General features: G+C 38.2%; 1 protein-coding gene and 2 pseudogenes. All 3 read left to right on the top strand.

Annotated elements, in window-relative coordinates; all coding sequences use genetic code 11:
* Positions 1 to 1,149 (top strand): annotated as a pseudogene (locus tag ACNPNW_RS15750) (BREX-1 system adenine-specific DNA-methyltransferase PglX); the annotation flags it as partial.
* A complete protein-coding gene (locus tag ACNPNW_RS15745) occupies positions 1,146 to 2,516 on the top strand; it encodes an AAA family ATPase (RefSeq protein ID WP_448767148.1) in 1,371 nt (456 codons plus the stop codon). The pseudogene ACNPNW_RS15750 and the gene ACNPNW_RS15745, both read left to right, overlap by 4 nt.
* Positions 2,513 to 2,976, top strand: a pseudogene (locus ACNPNW_RS15740) (BREX-1 system phosphatase PglZ type A); the annotation flags it as partial. The gene ACNPNW_RS15745 and the pseudogene ACNPNW_RS15740, both read left to right, overlap by 4 nt.

The raw sequence follows: 2,976 nt of genomic DNA, 5'->3' as shown, positions 1-2,976 counted from the left end.
GGGTTTTTAGGGACAAAGTTACCAGCTGTGTTTTTAAAATCACTTAATCCAACTTTAAACTTTTTACCTGGTAATATTTCATCATTACCTATTTCTTTAGAAGCAATCAACTCTCATATTATTTATGAGAAAATTTCTCGTTTAAAAGAAATTAGTAAAAAAGACTGGGATTCTTACGAAACCTCATGGGATTATACCCAGAACCCAATTATTCGTACTCAACAGTCAAATCTAGAACAGTCATTTAACACTTGGCAGCAGCAAAATACTGACGCCGTGGCGGAAATGAAACGTTTGGAAGAAGAAAACAATAAGCTATTTATTGATGCTTATGGTTTACAGGACGAACTGACTCCAGACGTAGCCGATGAGCGAATCACTTTAACTCGAGCTGACCGTGAAAAAGACAGCCAGCGTTTAGTCTTTTATGCACTTGGCTGCATGATGGGACGTTATAGTCTGGATGAACCCGGGCTGATCTATGCCCATGCAGGCAATCAAGACTTTGATACCAGTCGTTATCAAAAATTCCCAGCCGATGCGGATGGCATTATTCCACTGACCGAAATGCATTGGTTTGAAGATGATGCAACATATCGTATCCAAGAGTTCTTAACTGCGGTTTGGGGTAAAGACACGCTGGATACCAATATGCAATGGTTGGCAGAAAGCTTGGATAAAAAAGCCAGTGAAACAGCAGAAGACACCATTCGCCGTTACCTCGCCAGCAAGTTCTATAAAGACCATATGCAGACCTATAAAAAGCGCCCGATCTACTGGTTATTCAGCAGTGGTAAACAAGGTGCTTTCCAGGCGTTAGTGTACTTGCACCGCTATAACGAAAGCACTTTGGCACGTATGCGTACTGAATATGTCATGCCACTGATTTCTAAAATGGCTGCCTATGCTAATTCTCTAGAAACAGCAAAAGAAAGCAGTGACTCTGCGGCTGAAATCAAACGCATCGAGAAAAAACTGCAAGATTTACATAAGCAACAAGCTGAACTGAGTAGCTTTGAAGAAAAACTGCGCCATTATGCCGATCAGCGTATATCACTGGATCTAGATGATGGGGTGAAAGTGAACTACGGCAAGTTTGGGGATTTGTTGGCTGAAGTGAAAGCAGTGGCGGGGGATAAAACAGAATGAATAAAGCTCAAATTGATCAGGTAAAGATACATATTGAAGCTTATTACGCACTCGGGCTTTCAAATATCCTTGCTCAACAGCATTCCCATATATCAGACCTAAGCAATGTTCAGATTGGTGAATATACAGCACAAGAATTTCTCAGTGTCTCTAATAAGGTTTTCACCCAATTTAAAGAAGAGATCGATACCGTGTTTGCTAAAGCTTTACCATATAGTTATCAATTTCAAAATGAATATGGTGGTGCAGATTTAAATCAAGATCTAGCTGGTTATTTACAAAATATTAATAATCGAAATTTTCCTGCTGCGGTTTTACATCTTAATCGTTTAATTCATTACCAAGCAATAAATGGGTTTTGGGAGAAAAGTAAACGGAAATATTTTCGAAGTTCGGAGGTTAATGTTCAACAAGATAAAGAACGTATCGAATTAGTTTCTACTTATCTAGACGCCACATCACAACGATTAGAGGTCTTATTAAAAGAACTAGAAACTAGTAAAGATGATTTGGATTCTTTTACTTCCGTAAAAAGAAGTGAATTAAGTGAGATAGAGGCGTTAGTAACTGCGAGTCGAAATCACTCATTAGAAATTACTAATCTACAGAGTCAGGCTGCGGTTTTAATTGAAAAAATAAATTCTTTATTACAGGCATCTGAAGAGAAAAGAGCGGATTCAGATCGACTGTTGATCGAGACACGTGCTCAATTACAAACGTTAAAAACGACTTTTGAGAACCTAGAGCAAAATGTTTTAGAACAAAAAAATGATTTTGAAACTCTCAAACAGGATTTTAAATCTAAGCTTACCTTTGTAGAGAGCAAACACGCATACTTTGAACAACGGAACCAATATCTAGACGATTTAATAGGTAGAGAAGTTGGTGCATCGCTGTTTGAAACGTTTAAACAAAGGAAAACCGAATTAACAGGTTCAATTAAATTTTGGAAATGGAGTATTCCTACTATAGCACTGGTATCCGCTTTTTGGATCGTTTATCTATTCTGGGGAACTGATCCTGCGTCGATTAGCTGGCAGTTACTTTTAATAAATTCAATAAAAACCTTGCCCGTATTGGGATTGTTTTTCTTTACGATTTCTCAATACACCAAAGAGCGTAACTTTCAGGAAGAGTATGCATTTAAGTCCGCAGTTGCACTTACAGTTAATTCTTATGCAGAACAATTAAAAGAGACTGCTAATCAAGACAAATTAATTATGGATTCTGTGCAAACCATCTATATGCCGCCCAGCAAACAAAAAGTTGATCAGCAAAAAGATGGAGTATCTTCGATTCAAAACTTAAAAGAAATGATTGGCCAAGTTAAAGAAATTAAAGATATTGTGGGTGATAGTAAGTCATGAACTTAGATCAAATTAAACAAGGATTAGAACAGACTTTCTTTCATGAGAACCATCGAATTGTTTTTTGGTACGATGCTGAACAGTCATTTACTGAAGAAATCAAAGCCCTAGAGCTAAATGATGTCCAGATTCTAAATATGGCAGAAGAGTCGAGCCTGGCGATCAAGCTCAAACTGGAACTACAAGACCAACAGGGCAAATACTTGCTGTATTTTCCAAGTGCTGAACCTGAAACCGAAAAAGACTGGTTACTGGACATCAAGCTGTATTCACGTAGCTTCTATGCCGATCGTTTCTCAATTATTTTCAATGAGCTGGGTTTACAGCAGCAGAGTCTAAGAGAACATCTGGCCAAACGTGAAGAGTTCCTCAAAGCCAAAGCCCGTCTGAGTACATTGAAACGCTATATCCAGCCTGATGCAGATGAACAGAATCTGGATATGGCCATGATTGCAGCTGT

It is taken from the genome of Acinetobacter endophylla (assembly GCF_053543775.1).
The sequence above is the reverse complement of the archived record's forward strand: the minus strand, read 5'-3'. Positions and strand labels throughout refer to the sequence as shown.